This is a genomic window from Sphingobium cloacae (assembly GCF_002355855.1).
Classification (GTDB): domain Bacteria; phylum Pseudomonadota; class Alphaproteobacteria; order Sphingomonadales; family Sphingomonadaceae; genus Sphingobium; species Sphingobium cloacae.
The window spans coordinates 1373895-1395722 of the sequence record NZ_AP017655.1; the positions used below are offsets into that span (position 1 = coordinate 1373895).

At 64.5% G+C, this 21828-nt stretch carries 23 protein-coding genes, 1 tRNA gene and 2 pseudogenes; 15 read left to right on the forward strand and 11 right to left on the reverse strand.

Going from position 1 to position 21828, the window contains the following annotated elements:
- Positions 1–35: 35 nt before the first annotated feature.
- Together SCLO_RS06675 and SCLO_RS24385 are read left to right on the forward strand one after the other, a co-directional pair.
- Positions 36–329 carry an Arm DNA-binding domain-containing protein gene (locus SCLO_RS06675; RefSeq protein WP_083949208.1) on the forward strand — a complete coding sequence of 98 codons (294 nt, stop codon included), beginning with the start codon at positions 36–38 and terminating at the stop codon, positions 327–329.
- A gap of 57 nt (positions 330–386) precedes the next feature.
- Positions 387–470: pseudogene (locus SCLO_RS24385) on the forward strand (hypothetical protein); the annotation flags it as partial.
- 82 nt (positions 471–552) lie between these two features.
- On the opposite strand, the gene SCLO_RS06680 reads toward SCLO_RS24385, so the two are convergent.
- Positions 553–628, reverse strand: a tRNA-Ala gene (locus tag SCLO_RS06680).
- Positions 629–874: 246 nt separating this feature from the next.
- Between SCLO_RS06680 and SCLO_RS06685 the strand changes: the two genes are divergently transcribed.
- Positions 875–1801 (forward strand): DUF2171 domain-containing protein, encoded by a 927-nt coding sequence (locus tag SCLO_RS06685; RefSeq protein WP_083949207.1) that lies wholly within the window; start codon positions 875–877, stop codon positions 1799–1801.
- A gap of 137 nt (positions 1802–1938) precedes the next feature.
- Positions 1939–2277 carry a DMT family protein gene (locus tag SCLO_RS06690; RefSeq protein ID WP_066521389.1) on the forward strand — a complete coding sequence of 113 codons (339 nt, stop codon included), beginning with the start codon at positions 1939–1941 and terminating at the stop codon, positions 2275–2277.
- A gap of 30 nt (positions 2278–2307) precedes the next feature.
- Here SCLO_RS06690 and queA read toward each other — a convergent pair whose 3' ends face one another.
- The 5 genes from queA to SCLO_RS06715 all read right to left on the reverse strand — a co-directional run bounded on the left by queA (position 2308) and on the right by SCLO_RS06715 (position 5892).
- Positions 2308–3342, reverse strand: a complete 1035-nt coding sequence (gene queA, locus SCLO_RS06695; RefSeq protein WP_066521387.1) for a tRNA preQ1(34) S-adenosylmethionine ribosyltransferase-isomerase QueA — start codon at positions 3340–3342, stop codon at positions 2308–2310.
- A 25-nt stretch (positions 3343–3367) separates the two neighbouring features.
- Complete coding sequence (locus SCLO_RS06700; RefSeq protein ID WP_066521385.1) at positions 3368–4120, reverse strand: peptidylprolyl isomerase; 753 nt, start codon at positions 4118–4120, stop codon at positions 3368–3370.
- 97 nt (positions 4121–4217) lie between these two features.
- Positions 4218–4724, reverse strand: a complete 507-nt coding sequence (coaD, locus tag SCLO_RS06705) for a pantetheine-phosphate adenylyltransferase (protein WP_066521379.1) — start codon at positions 4722–4724, stop codon at positions 4218–4220.
- 1 nt (position 4725) lies between these two features.
- On the reverse strand, positions 4726–5625 hold the full coding sequence (locus SCLO_RS06710) for a polyprenyl synthetase family protein (RefSeq protein WP_066521376.1): 900 nt from the start codon (positions 5623–5625) through the stop codon (positions 4726–4728).
- Between the two features lie 6 nt (positions 5626–5631).
- Entirely contained in the window at positions 5632–5892 is a 261-nt protein-coding gene (locus SCLO_RS06715) for an exodeoxyribonuclease VII small subunit (RefSeq protein ID WP_066521373.1), read from the reverse strand.
- A 166-nt stretch (positions 5893–6058) separates the two neighbouring features.
- Between SCLO_RS06715 and SCLO_RS06720 the strand changes: the two genes are divergently transcribed.
- Together SCLO_RS06720 and purL are read left to right on the forward strand one after the other, a co-directional pair.
- The gene (locus SCLO_RS06720; RefSeq protein ID WP_066521371.1) at positions 6059–6442 is read left to right on the forward strand and encodes a hypothetical protein; all 384 of its coding nucleotides are present in this window, start codon (positions 6059–6061) and stop codon (positions 6440–6442) included.
- Positions 6443–6580: 138 nt separating this feature from the next.
- On the forward strand, positions 6581–8755 hold the full coding sequence (gene purL, locus SCLO_RS06725; RefSeq protein WP_066521369.1) for a phosphoribosylformylglycinamidine synthase subunit PurL: 2175 nt from the start codon (positions 6581–6583) through the stop codon (positions 8753–8755).
- 79 nt (positions 8756–8834) lie between these two features.
- Here the strand turns inward: purL and SCLO_RS06730 are convergent, their stop codons facing one another.
- Both SCLO_RS06730 and SCLO_RS06735 read right to left on the reverse strand, forming a co-directional pair.
- Positions 8835–9290: a vgr related protein gene (locus SCLO_RS06730; protein WP_066521367.1), complete on the reverse strand. Its 456-nt coding sequence runs from the start codon at positions 9288–9290 to the stop codon at positions 8835–8837.
- A gap of 64 nt (positions 9291–9354) precedes the next feature.
- Positions 9355–9825, reverse strand: a complete 471-nt coding sequence (locus tag SCLO_RS06735; RefSeq protein ID WP_066521363.1) for a copper chaperone PCu(A)C — start codon at positions 9823–9825, stop codon at positions 9355–9357.
- A 176-nt stretch (positions 9826–10001) separates the two neighbouring features.
- Between SCLO_RS06735 and dnaK the strand changes: the two genes are divergently transcribed.
- Positions 10002–11903 (forward strand): molecular chaperone DnaK, encoded by a 1902-nt coding sequence (gene dnaK, locus SCLO_RS06740; RefSeq protein WP_066521399.1) that lies wholly within the window; start codon positions 10002–10004, stop codon positions 11901–11903.
- A 103-nt stretch (positions 11904–12006) separates the two neighbouring features.
- Positions 12007–13143: a molecular chaperone DnaJ gene (gene dnaJ, locus SCLO_RS06745; protein WP_066521396.1), complete on the forward strand. Its 1137-nt coding sequence runs from the start codon at positions 12007–12009 to the stop codon at positions 13141–13143.
- A gap of 291 nt (positions 13144–13434) precedes the next feature.
- Here the strand turns inward: dnaJ and SCLO_RS06750 are convergent, their stop codons facing one another.
- Together SCLO_RS06750 and SCLO_RS06755 are read right to left on the reverse strand one after the other, a co-directional pair.
- Complete coding sequence (locus SCLO_RS06750) at positions 13435–14160, reverse strand: extensin-like domain-containing protein (RefSeq protein ID WP_066521361.1); 726 nt, start codon at positions 14158–14160, stop codon at positions 13435–13437.
- A gap of 1 nt (position 14161) precedes the next feature.
- Positions 14162–14926, reverse strand: a complete 765-nt coding sequence (locus tag SCLO_RS06755) for an NUDIX hydrolase (protein ID WP_066521360.1) — start codon at positions 14924–14926, stop codon at positions 14162–14164.
- A 98-nt stretch (positions 14927–15024) separates the two neighbouring features.
- On the opposite strand from SCLO_RS06755, the gene ku reads away from it, so the two are divergent.
- The 7 genes and pseudogenes from ku (at position 15025) to SCLO_RS06795 (ending at position 20356) form a co-directional block, all read left to right on the forward strand.
- Positions 15025–15912: a non-homologous end joining protein Ku gene (gene ku, locus SCLO_RS06760; protein ID WP_066521355.1), complete on the forward strand. Its 888-nt coding sequence runs from the start codon at positions 15025–15027 to the stop codon at positions 15910–15912.
- A complete protein-coding gene (locus tag SCLO_RS06765) occupies positions 15912–16385 on the forward strand; it encodes an MgtC/SapB family protein (protein ID WP_066521354.1) in 474 nt (157 codons plus the stop codon). Before ku ends, SCLO_RS06765 begins: the two co-directional genes overlap by 1 nt.
- A pseudogene (locus SCLO_RS06770) lies at positions 16385–17218 on the forward strand (DNA polymerase ligase N-terminal domain-containing protein); the annotation flags it as partial. The gene SCLO_RS06765 and the pseudogene SCLO_RS06770, both read left to right, overlap by 1 nt.
- A 101-nt stretch (positions 17219–17319) precedes the next feature.
- Complete coding sequence (istA, locus tag SCLO_RS06775) at positions 17320–18834, forward strand: IS21 family transposase (protein ID WP_096362065.1); 1515 nt, start codon at positions 17320–17322, stop codon at positions 18832–18834.
- Positions 18821–19549, forward strand: a complete 729-nt coding sequence (gene istB / locus SCLO_RS06780; RefSeq protein ID WP_096362194.1) for an IS21-like element helper ATPase IstB — start codon at positions 18821–18823, stop codon at positions 19547–19549. Before istA ends, istB begins: the two co-directional genes overlap by 14 nt.
- A gap of 180 nt (positions 19550–19729) precedes the next feature.
- Positions 19730–19858 carry a serpin family protein gene (locus tag SCLO_RS06785; protein ID WP_083949236.1) on the forward strand — a complete coding sequence of 43 codons (129 nt, stop codon included), beginning with the start codon at positions 19730–19732 and terminating at the stop codon, positions 19856–19858.
- A gap of 225 nt (positions 19859–20083) precedes the next feature.
- Entirely contained in the window at positions 20084–20356 is a 273-nt protein-coding gene (locus SCLO_RS06795) for a hypothetical protein (RefSeq protein ID WP_231923369.1), read from the forward strand.
- On the opposite strand, the gene SCLO_RS06800 is transcribed toward SCLO_RS06795, so the two are convergent.
- Positions 20334–21689, reverse strand: a complete 1356-nt coding sequence (locus tag SCLO_RS06800) for a PepSY-associated TM helix domain-containing protein (RefSeq protein WP_066522012.1) — start codon at positions 21687–21689, stop codon at positions 20334–20336. The two genes, SCLO_RS06795 and SCLO_RS06800, sit on opposite strands and share 23 nt — an antisense overlap.
- Positions 21690–21828 lie beyond the last annotated feature (139 nt).

Genomic DNA, 21828 nt, shown 5'->3' on the forward strand with positions numbered 1-21828 from the left:
ACTACGGGGGGCATCGGGGCACGACATGTTGACAGATGTTCGATGCCGAAGGAGAAGCCTTACAAGCTCTCCGACGCGCACGGCCTCATCTCTATGTCATGCCATCTGGCACCCGCTCTTGGCGATTGAAATATCGCTTTGGCGGCAAGGAACATCGGCTGACATTCGGCACCTACCCCGACATGACCTTGGTCGAAGCGCGCGGGGCTCGCGAGGCGGCGCGCAAACTCCTGCGGGAAGGCACCAATCCCAAGGTCGACAAGAAGCAACGCCAGGCTGTTGCCGCTATAGAGAACGGCAACACGTCCGAAGCGATCGCGCGCCAATAGCATGCCCAACAGGAGAAAATCCGGGCGCAGCGCTATGCGGGACAGATTCTCGATCGACTGGAAGCAGACGCGTTCCCGGCGATCGGAGCGCTACCCATCAAAGCCATTACGCCCGCACTGCTATTGGCGCTTATCCGCGCCCATCTGGTTCAACAGCCTTTGCGCAACTGTCAGCTCATGCTGGCGCGGATCAGCGCGGTTAATCAAGGCGTTAGAAGGAAAATGGTGGAGCCGAGGGGGATCGAACCCCTGACCTCGTCATTGCGAACGACGCGCTCTCCCAGCTGAGCTACGGCCCCAAGAGGCGCTGCCTATAAGCGAGGCCTTCGTGCCATGCAACGATCTTTTTTCAGCGTGTATCCGCCGCCGTCCTGATCTCGATCAAGCCTGCGGAGCGCGCGGTTCGCCGCCGCTTCGACAGGGTGGTGGAAACAAGGGATATTACCCCCGCGTAACGCCCGGAACGAAGGACAGGGTCGCTCATTGGAAGAGGGACGAAGGCGGCGCACTGGTCGCCGACGCAACAGCAGACAAGGAGAAGGACCATGGGTTACCAGGGCGGACGCCGCTATGGTGATGATTTCTATGCCGGACAACCGCGCTACGGCGGTTCGGGCCACTGGCGCGAGGATCGCGGTTATCGCTATGGCACGCGAGGGCAGTTCGGCGGCGGACGGGCCTATCGATCGCCGCCGCCCGATTACGATCCGGACGAGCGCGGCTTTTTCGACCGCGCAGGCGATGAGGTGCGCAGCTGGTTCGGCGATGAAGAGGCCGAACGCCGCCGCGAATATGACGATTATTACAACCGCCCCTATGGCGATCCGCGCGACCAGAGCAGCCGGGTAGGCTATGCCTCCGCTTCGGGGAGCGAGCGCTATCTGCCGAACCGGGGATACGCGCCCTTCACCGGGGAACGTAGCGGTTATGGCGCCGAGGATCATGGCTATCGCACCCGCTCATATGGTCCGCAGCATGACTATGGCGAACATCATGACGCCAATTATCATGCGTGGCGCCAGCAGCGGATCAGCGAACTGGACCGCGACTATGCCGAATATCAGCGCGAAAATCGCGAGCGCTTCGACAATGAGTTCGCAAGCTGGCGAACCCGGCGCGGCGAACAGCGGCAGGCGCTGTCGCAGGTGCGCGAGCATATGGAAGTGGTCGGCAGCGACGGCGAGCATGTCGGCACCGTCGACAAGCTGCGTGGCGACCGCATCGTGCTGACCAGGAGTGACGAGGATGCAGGCGGGATGCATCATTCCGTCCCCTGCTCCTGGATCAAGGCGATAGACGCGCAAAGGGTGACGTTGGAAAAGACGGCCGACGAGGCGCAATCCGCCTGGCGCACGGAACGGGAGCGTTCGGTGTTGAGCGGCGATCTGGGCGACGATGCCTCTTCATGGAATGACGATGATGGATATGGCGGCGGGCGAAGCGGCGCCGCTGCGAAAAGCCGTTATCGCTGAACAGGCGACAGGGTCGCGAAGGGAAGGGTCCGGTCCTTGACCGGGCCCTTTTTCATGAGCGCACAAAAGCAGGGGCTTGCTTTTTCGGTTAAGGATGCCACGGGCGGTATCGAGCCCCTTTTCCATATAGGCCGCCCATGCCGACCGTCCTGCTGCTCCTCCTGTCCAATGTCTTCATGACCGTCGCCTGGTATTGGCATCTCAAGGGCGGGATGAACAAGCCGCTGCTGCTGGTGATCCTCATCAGCTGGGGGATCGCGCTGGTCGAATATTGCTTCGCGGTTCCCGCGAACCGCCTTGGCTATGCCCATGGCTGGAGCGCGGGGCAGCTCAAGATCACGCAGGAGGCGATCGCCCTGCTCATCTTCGGCGGGTTCATGGTGACGGTATTGGGCGAACCGCTGCACTGGCGGCATCTGGCCGCCTTCCTCTGCATCATGGCCGCGGTCGGTTTTCTGTTCGTGGGACGAAACTGAGCCGACGGCCCTGCGGGGATTTCCTTTCGGTTATTCGCCCGGCAGCAACAAGGACGAATCGCCATAGCTGTAGAACCGATAGCCCTGCGCTATGGCATGGGCATAGGCAGCCTGCATCCGATCCCGCCCCATCAGCGCGCTGACCAGCATGAACAGCGTCGATCGGGGCAAATGGAAATTGGTCATCAGGCCGTCCACCGCCCGGAACCGATAGCCCGGCGTGATGAAGATGCGCGTTTCATCCTCGAAGGGACGGATGACGCCATCTTCGCCGGACGCGCTTTCCAGCAGGCGCAGGCTGGTGGTGCCGACCGCTATCAGGCGACCGCCAGCCGCCCGCGCCGCGTTCAGGCGGTCAGCGGCGGCCGCATCGATCCGTCCCCATTCGGCATGCATCCGGTGGTCGTCCGTATCGTCCGCCTTCACCGGCAGGAAGGTGCCCGCGCCGACATGCAGGGTCAGCGTTTCCGTCACGATTCCGGCGGACGCCAGCCCGGCCATCAGGTCCGGCGTGAAATGGAGCGCGGCGGTGGGCGCGGCGACGGCGCCGTCCTCGCGGGCGAATATGGTTTGATAGTCTGACTTGTCGCGCTCGTCGGTGGAACGCTTGCTGGCGATATAGGGGGGAAGCGGCATCCGGCCCGCCCGCTCCAGCAGCAATTCGACCGGCTCCTCCCCCTCGAAGTGCAGCGTGACGCCGCCATCCTCGTCGCGCGGCCCGGCGATGGCGGTGACTCCTGCGCCAAAGTCGATCCGGTCGCCATCGCGCACGCGCTTCGCGTTGCGCAGGAACGCCTGCCATTGCCGCAGACCAAGCCGCTTGTGCAGGGTCGCGCCGATCTTCGCCGCGCCCCGCATCCCTTCAAGCTGGGCGGGGATCACGCGCGTGTCGTTGAACACCAACACATCCCCTGCACGCAGCAGACCGGGCAGGTCACGCACGATTCGATCCTCAATGGGCGCGTTGCCCGCCACCAGCATCAGCCGCGCCGAATCGCGCGGAGACGCAGGCCGCAGCGCGATGCGCTCCGCCGGCAGGTCGAAATCGAACAGGTCTACGCGCATGATGGTCCGTCGCGCAGCCCAGCGCTTATTGCCGGGGCTGGGCCGAGGTGGGCGACGGGTCGGCAGGCACGCTGGCCGAAGGCTGCGCCGGAGAGATCGGCGCGGTCACTGGCGCCCTGCCGTCGCTTTCGATCGACGCCTGAAGGATGGTCGAGGGATTGGCGGGCGGCTCGCCCGGCACGATGGCGTCCACATATTGCATCCCTTCGATCACGCGGCCGAAGACGGTATATTTCTTGTCGAGCTGAAGCCGGGGCAGCAGCACGATGAAGAACTGGCTGTTCGCGCTGTCCTCCGACTGGGCGCGCGCCATGGACACCGCGCCGCGCACATGGGGCAGCCAGTTGAACTCCTGTTTGAGGTCCGGCAGCGTCGAGCCGCCCGTCCCATCACCCTTGGGATCGCCCCCCTGCGCCATGAAGCCGGGAATCACGCGGTGGAATTTGAGACCGTTATAGAAGCCCTGCCGCGTCAGTTCCTTGATCCGCTCCACATGGTTAGGCGCAACGTCGGGACGGAGCTGGATGCGAACGCGCCCGCCGGTGGACAGGTCCAGATCCCACACATTCTGCGGATCGACCGGGATACTGGCGGCCGGAAGCTGCGGCGTGCCGGACTGTTCCAGCGCCTTGGCGTTCTTTTCCGCGACGGCGGACCTCTCCGCCTTCTTGAGTTCCTCGGCCTGTCCCTGTCCGCCGCCCTGGGCCAGGGCGGCACCGCTGGACGCATAGAGGGCGAAGCCGATCGCCACGGTCTTGAGCGCCGAAATGAAACGCATGGATGAGCTTTCCTGACTGACTGATGCCCCAATGGCGAAGTTGCCCCTGATAGCGCGCTCTTCGCGATTGGCAACTGAACGAAAGCTGAGTCGAGCCTTATCCGCCCTTGCGCCCCAGTCTGGCCACGCGTGCCTCCACGTCGTCGCGCACGGCGGGGCTGACGAATTTGTGGATCGGGCCGCCGTAAAGCGCGATTTCCTTGACCAGGCGCGAGGCGATGGGCTGCAAGGACACGTCCGCCATCAGGAAGACGGTTTCGACGCGCCCGTTGATCTGCTGGTTCATGCCCGCCATCTGATATTCATATTCGAAGTCCGCAACGGCCCGCAGGCCCCGGATGATGACGCTGGCCCCCTGCGATTCGGCGAAGTCCATCAGCAGCGAATTGAATCCGGTGACGACGATCTCCGTATCGATGTCCGCGCATTCGCGACGGACCATCTCCAGCCGCTCCTCGTCAGTGAACATGGGCGATTTGGAGATGTTGGTCGTGACGCCGATCACCAGCTTGTCGACCAGCTTCGCCCCCCGCCGGATGATGTCCATATGGCCCAGCGTGATCGGATCGAACGTGCCGGGATAGACCCCCACCCTCTGTTTCATGCTAACGGTCCCTCTCCACGATATAATCCGCGATGGCGCGCAGCAGGTCCGCGCGCGCGCCAAAGCCGTGCAGATGCGCCTTGGCCTGATCGACCAGCAGCCGTGCCTGCTCCCTCGCCCGCGGCGCGCCCAGCAGGGAAACGAAGGTTTCCTTGCCCGCCGCCGCATCCTTCCCCGTCGCCTTGCCCGCGGTGGCCGCGTCGCCTTCGACGTCGAGCAGGTCGTCCGCGATCTGGAAGGCGAGGCCGATGTCGCGCGCATAGCCGTGCAATCCCTTGCGCCCGTCCGGCGGGATGCGCGCCGCTATAGCTGCCGCCTCGACGGAGAAGCCGATCAGCGCCCCGGTCTTGAGGTTCTGGAGCCGCGTCACGGTGGCCAGGTCGAAGCGGCTCTTTTCCGCCTCCAGATCCATCATCTGGCCGCCCGCCATGCCCCCTGCCCCGCTCGCGACCGCCAGCGCCTTCATCAGTTCCACGCGGACGAAGGGATCGGGATGGGTCTGCTCGTCCGCCAATATCTCAAAGGCGAAACTCTGGAGGCAATCGCCCACGAGGATGGCGGTGGCTTCATCATACGCCTTGTGGACGGTCGGCTTGCCGCGCCGCATGTCGTCGTCGTCCATGGCGGGCAGATCGTCATGCACCAGCGAATAGACATGGATGCACTCGACCGCGAGTCCCACGCGCAGCGCCGTTTCGGGCGAGATGTTGAACAGGTCGCAGGCCGCGTGCACCAGGAGCGGACGCAGCCGCTTGCCCCCGCCGATGGCGGCATGGCGCATCGCTTCGTAAAGCCGCCGCCGCGCATCCTGCGGCACGGCGAGCAGCATGTCGAACGCACGGTCGATCGCCGCCGAAACCTGCGCGGCCCGTTCGACAACCAGCGCGGCCGATGCCGTCATGCCCCGTCAGTCCGCACCGAAGGATTGCGCGCCGGTCACCGCACCGCTCGCGTCGAGCGTCAGCTTGCGAATGCGCGCTTCGGCCGCCTGCAACCGTTCCATGCACTGCTTCCGCAGGGCTTCGCCCTCGCCATAGAGGGAAATCGACTCGTCCAGAGGCACATCCCCATTTTCCAGCCGCCGCACGATGGATTCGAGCGCACGGAGCGCCTCCTCGAACGAAAGCGCGTTGGGGTCGGTCGGCTGCGTCATGCTATCTTCGGCCATGTTTCTGCATTGGCCCCCGCCGCCCGCGCGGTCAAGTACGCATGGCATCCATGGCGCCATCGCCCGCCTGTCATGGTCCGGTCATGCTGCCGCGCAAGAACATAACAAGGAAGTTACCATTTTTGCGTTGACGCCGCTTGTTGCAAGTGCACATAGAAGGGCCGCTATGAAATATTATCTCCCCCTGACCGCCGTCGCTGCGCTGACCCTGCTGTCGGCTTGCAACAATAATGACGAACCCGAAGTCGTGGGCGGCCCCGCCGACCCGATGGCTTCGCAGCTTGCGAATGCCGCGCCGGTCGAGCTGCCGCCGTCGGTCAAGAACAGCTTCCAGTTCCGCTGCAAGGACAATAGCCTCGTCTTCGTCGACTTCCTGAGCGATGACAAGACCGCGAACCTGCGCACCGAAAAGGACGGCACGCCCACCAAGCTGACCGCCGCCGAAGCGGGCCAGCCCTTCGAAGCCGAAGGCGGCTACAAGGTCGAAGGCAATGGCAAGCAGGTCACCATCACCCTGCCGGGCAAGAGCGCGTTGAGCTGCAAGGCCTGATCCTTTCCAGTAACCCATGGCGACAGGCCGGGCTTCTTCACGGAAGTCCGGCCTTTTTCATGGGTGGTGCCGCCATTCGTCCTCCCCGCCGCGCCGCAAGGATTGTCTATCCCGCCCCACGCGGCTAAAGGCGCGCTCATGTCCAGCACCGCCGCATCCATCACGCCCCAGATCGTCGCCGAACATGGTCTGTCCCCCGAAGAATATGACCGCGTTCTGAACGCGCTCGGCCGGGAGCCGAATCTCACCGAACTGGGGATTTTCTCGGTCATGTGGTCGGAGCATTGCTCCTACAAGTCGAGCCGTATCCACCTGAAGAAGCTCCCCACGCAAGGCCCGCAGGTCATCTGCGGCCCCGGCGAGAATGCGGGCGTGGTCGACATCGGCGACGGGCAGGCGGCGATCTTCAAGATGGAGAGCCACAACCATCCCTCCTACATCGAACCCTATCAGGGCGCGGCGACAGGCGTGGGCGGCATTTTGCGCGACGTGTTCACCATGGGGGCGCGGCCAGTGGCGAACATGAACGCGCTGCGCTTCGGGCGGCCGGATCATCCGAAGATGAAGCATCTCATTTCCGGCGTGGTGCATGGCATCGGCGGCTACGGCAATTGCGTGGGCGTGCCGACCGTGGGCGGGGAAGTCAATTTCCACCCGGCCTATGACGGTAACATCCTGGTCAACGCCATGACCGTGGGCGTCGCGGACACGGACAAGATTTTCTATTCGGCGGCTTCAGGCGTCGGCAATCCGATCGTCTATGTAGGGTCCAAGACCGGCAGGGACGGCATCCATGGCGCGACCATGGCTTCGGCGGATTTCGGCGAGGACAGCGAGGAAAAGCGTCCCACGGTGCAGGTCGGCGACCCCTTTACCGAGAAGCTGCTGATCGAAGCCTGCCTGGAACTCATGGCGTCGGACGCCATCGTCGCGATTCAGGACATGGGCGCTGCGGGCCTTACCTCTTCCAGCGTGGAGATGGCGTCCAAGGGCGGCGTCGGCATCCGGCTGGACATGGACAAGGTTCCGCAGCGCGAAACCGGCATGACGGCTTATGAAATGATGCTGTCGGAGAGCCAGGAGCGGATGCTGATGGTGCTCCAGCCGGGCAAGGAAGCCTTTGCCGAAGCGATCTTCCGCAAATGGGAACTGGACTTTGCCGTCATCGGCGAAGTCACCGACACGGGCCGCATGGTGCTTGTCCACCATGGCGAGACGGTATGCGACATTCCGCTCGCCCCGCTGGCGGACGACGCGCCGCTCTACGATCGCCCGGCGATGCCGAAAGAAGAATATAAGCGCTGGTCCGGCGTCCAGCCGACCGGCGACATCCCGGCGTCCGACATCGGCGCGGACCTGGTGAAACTGATGGGCAGCCCCGACATCGCCAGCCGCCGCTGGATCTGGGAGCAGTATGACCATGTGGTCGGCGCGGACACGGTGCAGCGTCCCGGCGGCGACGCGGCGGTGGTGCGCGTCCACGGATCGCAAAAGGGCATCGCGATCAGCACCGATTGCACGCCGCGCTATTGCTATGCCGATCCCTATGAGGGCGGGAAGCAGGCCATTGCGGAATGTTATCGCAATATCAGCGCGGTCGGCGCGACGCCGCTCGCCGTCACCAATTGCCTCAACTTCGCCAATCCGCAGCGGCCGGAGATCATGGCTCAGTTCACCGGCTGCCTCGAAGGCATGGGCGACGCCTGCCGCGCGCTCGACTTCCCGATCGTGAGCGGCAATGTCTCGCTCTATAACGAATCCAAGGCGACAGGCGGCGGCTCCGCCATCCTGCCCACGCCCGCCATCGGCGGCATCGGGCTGCTCCAGGACATCGACGTGATGGCGACCGTCGCTTTCAAGGCGGAAGGCGAAGCCATCTGGTTGATCGGTGGCGAGGGGTCGCATCTGGGCCAGTCCATCTGGCTGCGCGAGATCGCGGGCCGCGAGGCGGGTGAAGCGCCGAAGGTTGATCTGGCCGCCGAGCGCGCCCATGCCGAAACCGTCCGCGCGCTGATCGCGGAGGGCCAAGTCACGGCGGTCCACGATATTTCCGACGGGGGCCTGCTGGTCGCGGTGGCGGAAATGGCGCTGGCTGGCGGGATCGGCGCGGAACTGAACAGGACGCTCACCACCGCCAGCGCGTTCGGCGAGGATCAGGGGCGCTATCTGGTTTCCGCGCCCGAAGGCATTGCCATCCCCGGCGCGACCCGTATCGGCACGACCGGCGGCGGCAAGGTCGCGGGCGTGGCGCTCGATGCGTTGCGCTCGGCCCATGAAGGCTTCTTCCCGAACCTCATGGATGCGGAGTTGTAAATCCGGCCTTTAACATAAGCCGTGCTCCTGCACAGGCAGGAGCACGGCGCCGCTTGAAATGAACGGGTTTCACCTTTCCTCACCGGAAAATAGCGAGCAGGCTTTCATATTGTTCCAGCTCCGGCGCGCCGGGCACCACCGCGCCTTCCCGCAGAAGATAGGCGTGGCGCACGATTTCGGCCTGTTGCTCCAGCCCATATTGCGGCAGGCGCAGGCCGGGTTTCAGGCTGTAGCTGTATCGGCAGAAGGGATGCCGCCTGATCGGCAGGAAAATGCCGCTCTGGCTTTGCCAGACATGACAGAGTTCATGCAGGAACAGGCCCCGCAACATCAGGTCGGCGCGACTGAAATCCTCGCACCAGAAGGGGCAGGCGGGATGGAAATGGATGTGCCCGGTCGGCGCCATGACCGTCCTGCGCGGCTGGAAGGGGAACCATTTCCGCCGCCGGACCTCGACGACCGACAGGTCGATGCTGTCATGATAGATCGACCGCGCCAACGCGATTTCACCACGGGTCAGGAGTCTGGCCGTCATCGGTAGAATCTAGGCGCTCCCCCCGCCGGGGACAAGCGCCGCACTCGTCCCCGCACCGTCCGGATCAATGCTGCCGATGCGCGTCCGTTTTCGCTGCCGCCGTCGCCGCTTCGGGTTTGCGGATCACCGCGTCCGCCAGCAGGCGGTCGCCGTTCGAAAGCAGGAAGGTAAGCTGCATCTTGCCCCGGCTGATCGCGGTGTCGTTGACGCCCCACAGCATCAGATGCTTGCCGCCCGGCGCGAAGGCGACCTTGCCCTTGGCCGGAATATCGACGCTGGAGATCGGCTTCATCGACATCATGCCGTTCTCGCTGACGCTTTCATGCATCTCCACCTTCAGCGCATAGTCGGTCAGCACGCCGCGCAACTGCACGTCGCTCGCCCCGCCATGGGCCACGAAATATCCGGCCGACGGCGTGTCCTTGTTGGGGCTGAGACGCACCCATGCCTGGTCGATATAGGTCGGCGCGGGGTCGCCGCACGCGCCGAGGGTCAAAGGCGCTGCAAGGGCCAGGAGGGGAAGGATCGCGCGCATTGGAAGGCCCTTTCGAACTGTCTCGTTTCCGGTCGCCCGCATAGGTAATCGCCGCAGCTTCTTGTGCCAAGAAAAAGCGCGCCTATATCCGACACGCAAACGGCCTTGCCTTGGCGCTTTCGTGAGGTATGGGGCCGTCAACCGCTGAATATGATTTGGGGTTCAAAGAGGAAAAGATGACAAAAGTAATCGGTATCGATCTGGGCACCACCAACAGCTGCGTGGCTGTAATGGACGGCGGCAAGCCTAAGGTGATTGAAAATGCGGAAGGTGCGCGCACCACGCCCTCCATCGTCGCCTTCGCCAAGGACGGCGAGCGACTGATCGGCCAGCCCGCGAAGCGGCAGGCCGTCACCAATCCGGACAACACGGTTTTCGCGGTGAAGCGCCTGATCGGCCGCCGGTTCGACGATCCCACGACGAAGAAGGACATGGAACTGGTCCCCTATTCGATCGTGAAGGGCCCCAATGGCGACGCATGGGTCAATGCGGGCGGCAAGGATTACAGCCCGTCGCAGATCTCCGCCTTCACGCTCCAGAAGATGAAGGAAACCGCCGAAGCCTATCTGGGCGAGACGGTGACGCAGGCCGTCATCACGGTTCCCGCCTACTTCAACGACGCCCAGCGTCAGGCGACCAAGGACGCGGGCCAGATCGCGGGCCTCGAAGTTCTGCGCATCATCAACGAACCGACCGCGGCCGCGCTCGCCTACGGGCTTGAGAAGCAGGACGGCAAGACCATCGCGGTCTACGACCTGGGCGGCGGCACCTTCGATATTTCCATCCTCGAAATCGGCGACGGCGTGTTCGAAGTGAAGTCGACCAACGGCGACACGTTCCTGGGCGGCGAGGATTTCGACTCGAAGCTGGTCGAATATCTGGCCGAGGATTTCAAGAAGGCGGAAGGCATCGACCTCACCAAGGACAAGCTGGCGCTTCAGCGTCTGAAGGAAGCCGCCGAAAAGGCGAAGATCGAGCTGTCCTCGGCCCAGTCGACCGAAGTCAACCTGCCCTTCATCACGGCCGACCAGAACGGTCCCAAGCATCTGGTGAAGACCATCACCCGCGCCGATCTGGAGCGCCTGGTGGCCGACCTCATCAAGCGGACGATGGAGCCATGCAAGAAGGCGCTGGCCGACGCCGGCATTTCGGCGAGCGAGATCAGCGAAGTGGTGCTGGTGGGCGGCATGACCCGCATGCCCAAGGTGCGCGAGGCCGTGAAGGACTTCTTCGGCAAGGAACCCCACACCGGCGTCAACCCAGACGAAGTCGTCGCCATGGGCGCGGCGATCCAGGCGGGCGTGCTACAGGGCGACGTCAAGGATGTGCTGCTGCTCGACGTGACCCCGCTGTCGCTGGGCATCGAGACGCTGGGCGGCGTGTTCACCCGCATGATCGACCGCAACACGACGATCCCCGCCAAGAAGTCGCAGGTCTATTCGACCGCCGACGACAATCAGCAGGCGGTGACGATCCGCGTGTTCCAGGGCGAGCGTGAGATGGCGGCGGACAACAAGCTGCTGGGCCAGTTCGACCTGGTCGGCATCCCGCCCGCGCCGCGCGGCGTGCCGCAGATCGAGGTGACGTTCGACATCGACGCCAACGGCCTCGTCAACGTCTCCGCGAAGGACAAGGGCACCGGCAAGGAGCAGCAGATCCGCATCCAGGCTTCGGGCGGCCTGTCCGACGCCGACATCGACCAGATGGTGAAGGACGCCGAACGCTTCGCCGAAGAAGACAAGAAGCGCCGTGAGGCGGCCGAGGCGAAGAACAACGCCGAAAGCCTGATCCACACCACCGAACAGCAGCTTGCCGAGCATGGCGACAAGGTGGACGCAGCCCTCAAGTCCGAGATCGAAACCGCCATCGCGGCTGCCAAATCGGCGGTCGAGGGCGGCGACGCCGAAGCCATGCAGTCCAAGGCGCAGGAACTCGCCACGGTCGCCATGAAGCTGGGCCAGGCGATCTACGAGAAGGAGCAGGCCGCTGCGGCTTCTCCGGACGCCGAAGCGCCGAAGGCCGACGACGACGTGGTCGACGCCGAATTTTCGGAAGTGGACGAGAACAACAAGGCGTAAGCCCGATGAAACGCTTCTCGACTTCGCCCTGCGCGGACGGCATGGTGCCTGACCAGCGCGACCGTTCGGGGCGAAGCCGGGGAACGTGCGCGCCGGGGGCGAGATGACTACCGAAATCGACTATTATTCCCTGCTCGAAGTGGAACGCACGGCGGACGCCACCACCATCAAGAGCGCCTATCGCAAGCTGGCGATGAAATATCACCCCGACAAGACCGGGGGATGCAGCGACGGCGAGGCGAAATTCAAGGCCGTCTCCGAAGCCTATGAGTGCCTGAAGGACCCGCAGAAGCGCGCGGCCTATGACCGCTACGGCCATGCGGCCTATACCAATGCCCAAAATGGCGGCGGCGGTTTCAGCGGTGGGCGCGGCGCGGGCGGCTTTTCCGATCTGGGCGATATTTTCGAAACGATCTTCGGCCAGGCCGGGTTCGGCGGAGGCGGCGGGCGTCAGGCCCAGCGGCGCGGCGCCGACCTGCGCTACGACATGGAGATCACGCTCGACGAAGCCTATCACGGCAAGCAGAGCGAGATCGAGATCGAAGTCTCCGCCCCCTGCGACGCCTGCGAGGGATCGGGCGCGCAGCCGGGCACCGGTGTCAAGACATGCCACACCTGCGGCGGCCATGGACAGGTCCGGGCGCAGCAGGGTTTCTTCGTGGTCGAACGGACCTGTCCGTCCTGCCATGGCGCGGGGCAGGTGATCGAAAGCCCCTGTCGCTCCTGCCGGGGCGAAGGGCGCGTGGACAAGCCCAAGACACTTTCCGTCAATATCCCGGCGGGCGTCGACGAAGGCACCCGCATCCGCCTGTCGGGCGAAGGCGAATGCGGCGCGCGGGGCGCGCCATGCGGCGACCTCTACATCTTCCTGCACGTGAAGCGGCATCCGATCTTCGAACGTGACGGCACGACGCTGTTCTGCCGCGCGCCGGTGAGTTTCACCACGGCTGCGCTGGGCGGCGTCATCGAAGTGCCGGGTCTCGACGGCAACCGGCATGAAATCAGGATTCCAAGCGGCATCCAGTCCGGCAAGCAAATCCGACAGCGCGGCGCGGGCATGCCCGTGCTGAACGGACGCGGGCAAGGCGACCTGGTGATACAGGTCGATGTGGAGACCCCCACCAAACTATCCGCCCGCCAGCGCGATCTGCTCGAAGCCTTTCGGGAAACGGAAACGGGAGAGGAATGCCCTCAATCCACGGGGTTCTTTAGCAAACTCAAGGAATTGTGGGGCGATTGAGGTTTTGCATTATGGTCGGTTTCGGCCAATTGCGGACACTCCTTCATCCGTCCGGGCTGAGCGAACCCTTCGACTGCCTGCCAAGGCAGGCGCTCAGGACAGGCTTCGACAAGTTCAGGGCGAACGAGAGGAAGTGTCTGGAATCACTCAAATTGAAGTGTTCCGTGCTCCTGAAGGCCGGAGCCCAGATCAGATGGCAGAACTGGGCTCCTGCCTTCGCAGGAGCACGGTGCATGTTAGAAGCAGGCATGTCCGCTCCCCACCCAATCCGAACCCCACAGAAGCTTCGTTTCAACGGCAGGCCCGCCAGCCCATTTCTCCCCGCTCCGCCTGATCGAGATGGAGATGATCGCGGTGGGCGGCGTTATAATCGGGTGACAGCACAGTGGAGAACAGGTCACAGGCCCCGTCCCGCACGGCACGCAGGAAAACCGCGTCCTTATCGTCCCCCTCCCAGTCGTCCACCACACTGATGCGCCGGCCATCCTCCAGTATGAAACCCGATATGTCGATCGCATCGGCGGTGGCATGTTCGCTGAAATCGCCGCTGTCCCGTCCGTACATGCGACGGCAGCTATGGGCGCCGAAATGGGTGATCTTCCGCACCGCTTGCCCCAGCAGGCGCTGCGCGGCAGGCTGGACCACTTGCCATTCCCACAGCTTGAGCGCCGCCGCGACGGGACAGGAAGTGGCGACCGATTGGGGCGACAACGCCACGGCTTCGCCATCAGACTTCAACTTCACCCCGTCGCGAAAGGCGCAGCGCCCCTCCCCGCGCGGCGGCATGGCGTCATAGGCGATCCCCGCCTTGTCCAGCAGCGCCCGGCAGGCCAGCGGATCGCCGGTCAACCCCGCCAGCTTGCGCCCGGTGAACAGTCCGACAGACTGGGCAAGGTCCAGCTTCGTCCATGGCAGATCCTGCGGTCGTTGCCGCAGGAGGGCCCAACCGACCAGCAGGAGCGCCAGCAGCGCGGCCAACAGGATCGACCATCGCAAAAGACGGAAGAAGGAGCGCATCCTATCGCCGGATGGCGGTCGCGACCGGCTCCGAGGTAATCGGATAGCCCAGATGGGTGGGAATGCAGATATGAGGCACGCCGTCGCGATCCTCGATCCATGGCGTCACCTTTTCCGGCGGCGTGGCGGCGGCGTGGGCAGCGAGCGCTTCGAAACTGTCGAATTGCGCCAACCGCTCCAGATTGCGGCGAGTGGGGAAGATGATAAAGCCCTCCCCCGATGCACACCGAGCCAGCGTTTCGCGAGCACTGCTCCAGAACAGGCGGGTGTTTTCAGTGCCATCCACGCTAGCCTCCTGCCCGCCAGGCGCCTTCGCCAGATAGAAGCGGGCATCGAATATCCGCGATGTCGGGCGACTGGGCAGCCAGCGGGTGAAGGGCAGCAGGGCGTCGAGCGCCAGTTCCAGTCGATGCGCCTCGACCAGCGCGGACAATTCCGCCCCTTCCGCGAGCGCGCGGCGCATCTTCGCCAGCAGGGCCGGCTCGGGCGGCGCGGCAAAGCCGATGCCGATCCCGCTTTCCTCCAGCGTTTCGCGAATAGCGGCGACCCGCGCCGCCGCGTCGTCGGGCTCCAGCCGCGGCGCGAAAGCCGCTGCCAGCGCCCGGTCCCCCTCGTCCACCGCGCCGCCCGGGAAAACCAGCGCGCCCCCGGCAAAGGCCATGCTGCGCGCGCGCTCCATCATCAATATGTCTGCCGGGCCATGGGGCTTGTCCCGTACGATCACGACCGTCGCCGCCGGTCGGACCAGATTATCGGTATCGGTCATGCCATCTGCTCTACGCCCCTGGGCCAACGGCAGTAAAGACCCGCCCCCATGGGAACTTCCCGCGCCTTCGCACGCTGATAGGCGCGAAAGGTTCGTCCATGGCTGCGCGCGCATATTGGCAGGGCCAGATCAGGCTGGCGCTGGTGTCCATTCCGGTCGAAATCTATCCGGCCACGCGGTCGGGCGCGGCGGTGTCCTTCCGCCAGATCCACGAGCCTTCGGGCAAGCCCATCCGCTATGAGAAGGTCGTGACCGGCATCGGGCCGGTGGACCGCGACGAGATATTGAAGGGCTATGAGGTTTCGAAGGGCAATTATGTCCTGCTCGACGATGAGGAGATCGAGGCGGTCAGGATCGAGAGCCGCAAGACGCTGGACCTGGTGCAATTCGTCGATGCAGACGCCATCGACGTGCTCTATTATGAAAAGCCCTATTTCGTGCTGCCCGCCGACGATCTGGCGGAGGAAGCCTATGCGGTGCTGCGCGATGCGCTGCGGCAGACGAAGAAGGTGGGGCTGGGCCAATTGTCGGTGCGGGGACGGGAACAGCTCGTGTCGCTCAAGCCTTGCGGGCGCGGACTGGTGCTGGAACTGTTGCGCTATGCCGATGAGGTGACGAAGGCGCAAAGCTATTTTCGAGGACTGCCCGATGAAAAGGCCGATCCCGACATGCTCGACCTTGCCACGACGATCATCGAGAAGAAGACCGCGCCCTTCAAGCCGGAGGAATTTCACGACCGCTATGTCGATGCGCTACGCGCGCTGATCGAGAAGAAGAAAAAGGCCAAGGGCAAGCGCATCATCGAGGATGTGGAGGAACCGGGCACGCAGCGGGGCGGCAATGTGATCGACCTGATGGCCGCGCTCAAGAAATCGGTGGAAGGCGGCAAGCGCACGCCCGCGGCGCGTAAGGCCGCGGCTGCGCCCAAGGCGAAGGCGAAAGCACCGGCCAAACGGGCGGCCCCGGCGAAACGCAAGAAGGCGTGATGGAACTCAATCCCGCCATCCCGCTCCATGTCATCGACTGGCCGGTCCTCACGCGGCTGGGTGTGGCGGCCCTGCTGGGTCTGCTGCTGGGCCTGGACCGGGAACTCAGGGGCCATGCCGCCGGGATGCGGACGCATGGCATCATCTGCTTCACCTGCGCGCTGATGACGATCAGCGCCATCGCCCTGCACAAGCAGCTTCATGGCGAGGGCAATATCGACCCGCTGCGCGTGTTCGAGGCGTCCGCCGCCTTCACCGGCATCATTGCGGCGGGCCTCATCATGTTCAACAAGGGAGAGATCAGGAACCTCGCCACCGCCGCCCACATCTGGCTGGCGGGCATGATCGGCATCGCCAGCGGTGCGGGGCAATGGCCGCTGGTGGCGAGCGCGGCCATCGTCGCGGTGGTCATGCTGACGCTGCTGCGGGTGGCCGAGGACCGCTGGCTCGATGCGGAGAAACGGAACGACTGATGGCCCGCAAGAACGCCCTCGCCCCCTATAACGCCAAGCGCGATTTCGCCCGCACGCATGAGCCCAAGGGCGTGATGGCGAAGAAGGGAGGCAACAGCTTCGTGGTGCAGAAGCATGAGGCGACGCGGCTTCACTGGGATTTCCGGCTGGAGGTGGACGGCGTGCTCAAAAGCTGGGCCGTGACCAAGGGACCGAGCCTGAATCCCGCTGACCGACGGCTGGCGGTTCGAACGGAGGACCATCCGCTGAGCTATGGCGATTTCGAAGGGACCATTCCCAAGGGCGAATATGGCGGCGGCACGGTGATGCTGTGGGACCGGGGCAGATGGGAGCCGGTCGAGGGCAAGAGCGCGGCCGACATCGACAAGGGGCATCTGCATTTCATCCTGCATGGCGAGCGGATGAAGGGCGAATGGCTGCTGGTGAGGATGAAGGGACGGCCGGGCGAGAAGCGCGAGAACTGGCTGCTCCGCAAGATCGAGGATGGCGAGGCGGACACGGATCGCGTTCTAGTCGACCGGGCGCTGACCAGCGTGCTGACCGGGCGTTCGATGGCGGAGATCGCCGCCGACAGGGAGGGGACACAATCGCTGGCCGGGGCCAAAGGCCAGGCCTTCGCGCAGAAGATGCAGGCGGCGCGGGAACATAATGCGGCGCTGAAGCCTGAGGGACGCAAGGGCACGCGACCGAAAACAGGGGCGCTGCCGCGCTTCGTCAAGCCGCAGCTTGCGACGCTGGTGGACGCGGTGCCGGAGGGCCATGACTGGCTGCATGAGATCAAGTTCGACGGCTATCGCGCGCTGATCGCCGTGGCGGGGGTGAGGATCAGCGTGCAATAGGCACCCCCTTCGTGGGGTGATCGGCGTGCAAAAAGGACCCCTTCATCCCGGGGATTTAGTCGGCCGACTGGTTTTGATCAGTTGGCGAGAACGGGATGTTGATCGTGGAGACAGTGGTTCGGATTCGGCGTGAGCATGCAGGGGGGAAGGCGATCAAGGCGATCGCGCGCGACCTTCGTTTGTCGCGGAAGGTAGTCCGCAAGGCGATCCGGTCGCCGGAGGCGGCGTTCAACTATCAGCGCAAAGTCCAGCCGCTGCCGCGGATCGGTCCTTATCAGGATCGTCTCGATGCGCTGCTTGAGGAGAACGAGGGGCGCGGCCGCCGCGATCGGCTACGGATGACGCGTATCCATGACCTGCTGGTGCGCGAGGGGTTCGATGGATCCTATGATGCGGTGCGCCGCTATGCGGCGCGCTGGCGTGCTGCGCGGCGGAAGGATGCTGGCGAAGGCGCACCGGCGTTCATCCCGATGACCTTCCAGCCGGGTGAGGCCTACCAGTTCGACTGGAGCCACGAGGATGTGGAGATCGCCGGCAAGCCGATGCGGGTGAAGGTGGCGCATATGCGTCTCTGCGACTCGCGCGCACCCTATGTCCGGGCCTATCCGCGCGAGGGCCAGGAGATGCTGTTCGATGCCCATGCCCGGGCGTTCGCGTTCTTCGGCGGTGTGCCGCGACGCGGTATCTACGATAATATGAAGACGGCGGTGACGGCCGTGTTCACCGGCAAGGAGCGTGTGTTCAACCGCCGCTTCCTGATCATGACCGATCATTACATGGTCGAGCCGACCGCCTGCTCGCCGGCGGCGGGATGGGAGAAGGGCCAGGTCGAGCAGCAGGTCCAGACGATCCGAGGCCGCTTCTTCCAGCCGCGACTCCGGTTCGCCAGCCTGGCCGAGCTCAACGGGTGGCTGGAGGCCGAGTGCCGGCGCTGGGCCGAGCATCATGCCCATCCCGAACGCGGGGATATTACCGTCGCCGAGGCGCTGGATATGGAGCGACCGGCCCTGCAGCCGATCCTGGCACCGTTCGACGGCTTCCATGAGAGCGAGCATGCCGTCACCGGCACCTGCCTCATCAGCTTCGATCGCAACCGCTACTCGGTCATGTCGACGGCCGCACGCCGGACCGTTCAGGTGCGCTCCTATGCCGATCGCATCGTCATACGCTGCGGCGATGCGATCGTCGGGGAGCATGAGCGCCACTTCGGTCGGAACCGCACGATATACGATCCCTGGCATTATCTGCCGGTCCTCGCGCACAAGCCCGGCGCGCTGCGTAACGGCGCACCGTTCCAGGACTGGGATCTGCCGCCCGCCCTGCACCGATTACGGCGAAGGCTCGGCACCGGGGACGAGGCCGATCGCAGGTTCGTGCGGGTCCTCTCGGCGGTGCTCACCGATGGCCTGGAGCCGGTAGAGGCTGCCGTGCGCGAAGCGTTGGCGAACGGAACGGCCAGCGACGAGCTGATCCTCAACATCCTCTCCCGGCGCCGCGAGCCGGCGACACCCCACAGCATCGTCACTTCGGAAGACCGGATGCTGCAGCATCCTCCGCTCGCCGACTGTGCCCGCTATGATCTGCTGCGAGGCTATGATGCAGCGGCATGATATGATCGACACGATGCGCGGCCTCGGACTCAAGGGCATGGCGGCGGCGTTCGACGAGGCGGTCACCACCGGCCTCCAGCGCAAGCGCACCACCATGGAGATACTGACCGACCTGCTCCGTGCTGAGGCGACCCACCGGGATGCAGCCTCCATCCGCTATCGGATGACGGCTGCGAGGCTGCCCGTGGTGAAGGACCTGGAGCGGTTCAGCTTCGAGGGCACACCGATCAATGAGGAGATGATCCGCTCCCTTCACGATGGCTCCTTCCTCCCGCCTCGCCGCAATATCGTGCTGGTCGGCGGCACGGGGACAGGCAAGACCCACCTCGCCATCGCGATCACCGCCAATGTCGTGCGAAGGGGCGCTCGCGCCCGCTACTTCAACACCGTCGATCTGGTGACACGCCTCGAAGAGGAGACCCGGATCGGCAAAGGCGGGACCCTGGCGGCGCAGCTGTCGCGGCTCGATCTGATCGTGCTCGACGAGCTTGGATATCTGCCGTTCGCACGCTCGGGAGGGCAGTTGCTGTTCCACCTCATCAGCAAGCTTTATGAGCGCACCAGCGTCATCATCACCACCAACCTTGCCTTCGGCGAGTGGCCTACCGTCTTCGGGGATCCCAAGATGACTACGGCGCTGCTCGACCGCGTCACCCACCACTGCGATATCATCGAGACGGGCAACGACAGCTGGCGCTTCAAAAACCGCAGCTGACCGCTACCTTCGGCGCCTTCAAAAATCTATCTTGCGCTGCGCGCGCCTCCGGTCGGGCTACGCCCGCCCTCCGCCGCACGCAGCGCAAGGCCATCTTCAACAAACCAACATCATATCCGAAAAAGGGGGTCCCTCTTCGACGCCGATCGGGGGTCCCTTTTGAACGCCGTTTGACACGAAGTGACGAGCGCGCCGATCGTACCGCCGCCGACATTCCGCGCCGATCACCCGTTCATCATCCTGATCCGCGATCACAGGACTGGCGTCATCCTGTTCCTCGGCCGGGTGGAGAATCCCGAACTGCGATGAACAGGCGCATCTGGCGCCCCGATTAGCCGCCTGACTGCTTCTATCCGCTATCCTGAAGCAGCGCCCTCGCGGTCAAGCCAGACTTGAACGCAGCATCCAGGCCGTCTCCTCGTGCACGCCGATGCGTGCGACGAGCATGTCATGGCTGAACAGGTCGCCCGCCTCATCGGCCCACTCCGCGAACTCGCTCATGCAGCGCGCGATGGTCTCGTTGTCGCGAGCATCTTGGAGGCGGCGGGCTTCACCGACATCGCCTTTATGTCCTTTGACCATCCGTTGCCCTTCGGCATGGGTGATACGCGCGAGGCCGCGGTCGAGGATGCGCTGGAGATGGCATTCGAGGTCGGCCCGCTGTCGCGCGTGCTGGCGGATCAGTCGGAGGACATCCGCGCCCGCGCCGCCGATGCGGTGCGCGCCGCCTTTGCCGCCAGCCCGGGCGAACGATCGGTCACGATAGACGGTGCGGCCTGGATCGTCACCGCTTGCAATCCGGCCTGAGCGGAGCGGGCGTCACTATGCCGGCGTTCCCAGCCATGCCGCTCGACGCCGCAAGCGGCGCGCGGGCCTTGGGCTTGCGCGCCTTGCGCCTGCGCCACCACAGCAGCAGCCCGGTCGCGGACATCCCCGCGACCAGTATTCCGAATGCGGACACCGCAACCTGCCAGGGGCGGCCGCCGATCGCCGTCACATGCAGCGCCATCAGCCAGCTCGTTACCGTGTTCGCCGCGCGCTGCCCGGTCGGCAGTTGCAGCCCCAGGAAGCGCCCGTCGCGGGCATCGATGGCAATCGTCGCAGCTGTCGCAGGGGAATCCGTCTCCGTCGGAGTGCCCTGACGGTCCAGCAGATCGCGGGAAGTATGCATCAGGAAGAAATAGATGCCGAGGTCGCGCCGATATTCGATAGCAGCGGGTTTCCCCAGGGTGAAACCTTCCTTCTCCGCTTCTTGTGCAAAGTAGCGCTGGCCCAGTGCCGCCGCCTCGAACCAATCGACAGGCGGATTGATGAGCGGTTGCTTCAACGGCGGACGGGGCGGCTGTTCCTGGAAATGCGCATAGTCGGCAAAAATATGGACGACGCCTGCGTAGATTCCGCCCAGATTGAGGGCGAAACCCGTCACCGCGAAGATGAGCAGCAGCGGCCAGAGCCATAGGCCGGACGCGCGATGCAGGTCAAGCAGCCGCCGCGCCGGGGGGGCCCCGCGACTGATCTTCCAGGATGTCGACCAGCGCTGCATGAAGGAACGCTGCTTCGCGCCGGTTTTGCTTGGCTTCAGCTTCAGGGGCAGCGTCAGATAGAGGCCGATGATGCTCTCTATCGCCCAGAACAGGGCAAGAAACCCCATCAGCAGAATACCGATCCCCAGCGGGAACAGCAGCGCATAGTGAAGATAATAGATAAAGGAAAAGAAGCCCGATCCCTTGAGGGAAGGCTGGCCGATCATGCGCTGGCCCAGCCGCTCGCCCGTGTAGGGATCGGCGAACACCTCGTCATAACCGATCGCATGGGGCTGGCCCGATACGGGATCGATCGCGGGCATCACCCGCGAGAACAGCGACTGGTCGGGTTGCTGGGGTAATTGCAGGGAAAAAAGATGGGAATGGGGGTCTTGCGCTTCCAGCCGCGCGCGGATCACGAGCGCGTCGTGCAGCGTCCAGCCCTGCGGCTGAGGCGTAACGACACGCATCGGAGCGTTGAAGGCCCGTTCCAGGTCGTCATACCAGGCGATGATGCTGCCGGTGCCGGCGATGAGGATCATGAAGAGGGCCAGCGCGATTCCCAGATAGCGGTGCACCTTCACATGAAATTCGTGAAACCGCGTCGGCTTGCTCAACGTCCATCTCCACGACGCACCGCCCGATCCGCGTGGATCTAGGCCGCGCCTCTCCGCCTGGCTGCGGGGCTTGATGCGGCAAGGCTCGCCCCATTGATCCATCTGTCATTGACCAAGCGAGGGCCGAACAGAATTGCTC

Bases quoted from the DNA above. Each gene is read 5' to 3' on its own strand.
- istB (WP_096362194.1), top strand. From the start codon at position 18,821: ATGCAGCGGCATGATATGATCGACACGATGCGCGGCCTCGGACTCAAG.
- ku (WP_066521355.1), top strand. From the start codon at position 15,025: ATGGCTGCGCGCGCATATTGGCAGGGCCAGATCAGGCTGGCGCTGGTG.
- istA (WP_096362065.1), top strand. From the start codon at position 17,320: ATGTTGATCGTGGAGACAGTGGTTCGGATTCGGCGTGAGCATGCAGGG.
- SCLO_RS06685 (WP_083949207.1), top strand. From the start codon at position 875: ATGGGTTACCAGGGCGGACGCCGCTATGGTGATGATTTCTATGCCGGA.
- dnaJ (WP_066521396.1), top strand. From the start codon at position 12,007: ATGACTACCGAAATCGACTATTATTCCCTGCTCGAAGTGGAACGCACG.
- SCLO_RS06700 (WP_066521385.1), bottom strand. From the start codon at position 4,120: ATGCGTTTCATTTCGGCGCTCAAGACCGTGGCGATCGGCTTCGCCCTC.
- SCLO_RS06710 (WP_066521376.1), bottom strand. From the start codon at position 5,625: ATGACGGCATCGGCCGCGCTGGTTGTCGAACGGGCCGCGCAGGTTTCG.
- SCLO_RS06730 (WP_066521367.1), bottom strand. From the start codon at position 9,290: ATGACGGCCAGACTCCTGACCCGTGGTGAAATCGCGTTGGCGCGGTCG.
- SCLO_RS06750 (WP_066521361.1), bottom strand. From the start codon at position 14,160: ATGCGCTCCTTCTTCCGTCTTTTGCGATGGTCGATCCTGTTGGCCGCG.
- SCLO_RS06715 (WP_066521373.1), bottom strand. From the start codon at position 5,892: ATGGCCGAAGATAGCATGACGCAGCCGACCGACCCCAACGCGCTTTCG.
- SCLO_RS06765 (WP_066521354.1), top strand. From the start codon at position 15,912: ATGGAACTCAATCCCGCCATCCCGCTCCATGTCATCGACTGGCCGGTC.
- SCLO_RS06720 (WP_066521371.1), top strand. From the start codon at position 6,059: ATGAAATATTATCTCCCCCTGACCGCCGTCGCTGCGCTGACCCTGCTG.
- SCLO_RS06690 (WP_066521389.1), top strand. From the start codon at position 1,939: ATGCCGACCGTCCTGCTGCTCCTCCTGTCCAATGTCTTCATGACCGTC.
- SCLO_RS06675 (WP_083949208.1), top strand. From the start codon at position 36: ATGTTCGATGCCGAAGGAGAAGCCTTACAAGCTCTCCGACGCGCACGG.
- dnaK (WP_066521399.1), top strand. From the start codon at position 10,002: ATGACAAAAGTAATCGGTATCGATCTGGGCACCACCAACAGCTGCGTG.
- SCLO_RS06755 (WP_066521360.1), bottom strand. From the start codon at position 14,926: ATGACCGATACCGATAATCTGGTCCGACCGGCGGCGACGGTCGTGATC.
- coaD (WP_066521379.1), bottom strand. From the start codon at position 4,724: ATGAAACAGAGGGTGGGGGTCTATCCCGGCACGTTCGATCCGATCACG.
- queA (WP_066521387.1), bottom strand. From the start codon at position 3,342: ATGCGCGTAGACCTGTTCGATTTCGACCTGCCGGCGGAGCGCATCGCG.
- purL (WP_066521369.1), top strand. From the start codon at position 6,581: ATGTCCAGCACCGCCGCATCCATCACGCCCCAGATCGTCGCCGAACAT.
- SCLO_RS06735 (WP_066521363.1), bottom strand. From the start codon at position 9,825: ATGCGCGCGATCCTTCCCCTCCTGGCCCTTGCAGCGCCTTTGACCCTC.